Below are 453 nucleotides of genomic sequence, written 5' to 3' on the forward strand. Positions count from 1 at the left end.
TATCAGCTTTCCAAATTGTTAAAGAACAGATTCAAGGTTTAAAAACCTTAATCAATAACCACTGTTATTCATTAAGACTCTTACACATCGGCCAATTCGCTTGGTGAAGGCAGTTTCAACGCGAGAAACGCAGTGTGCGAACAGCACATGAGTATCGCAGCGATTGAAAATGGCAAAACCAGGTAGAATTGGTAGGCTTGGGCAGACTTGAACTGCCGACCTCACCCTTATCAGGGGTGCGCTCTAACCAGCTGAGCTACAAGCCTATATAAGGATGGTGGAGCTAAGCAGGATCGAACTGCTGACCTCCTGAATGCAAATCAGGCGCTCTCCCAGCTGAGCTATAGCCCCGTTGATTTCCCTTACGAGTAAATCTTGGTCGTTCTTCTTCTATAACAAAACAATCTGTGTAGGCACTACATCAAGTCGTCCAACGACTTTACGTAAGGAGGT

The 453-nt window shown here is 45.3% G+C and carries 2 tRNA genes; both read right to left on the reverse strand.

Annotated elements, in window-relative coordinates:
- Positions 1–189: 189 nt before the first annotated feature.
- Positions 190–266, reverse strand: a tRNA-Ile gene (locus FJ444_RS21270).
- A gap of 9 nt (positions 267–275) precedes the next feature.
- Positions 276–351: transfer RNA gene (locus FJ444_RS21275), tRNA-Ala, on the reverse strand.
- Between the last annotated feature and the right edge of the window lie 102 nt (positions 352–453).

The organism is Aestuariibacter sp. GS-14 (assembly GCF_006494365.1).
In the GTDB taxonomy this organism is placed as follows: Bacteria; Pseudomonadota; Gammaproteobacteria; order Enterobacterales; family Alteromonadaceae; genus Alteromonas; species Alteromonas mangrovi.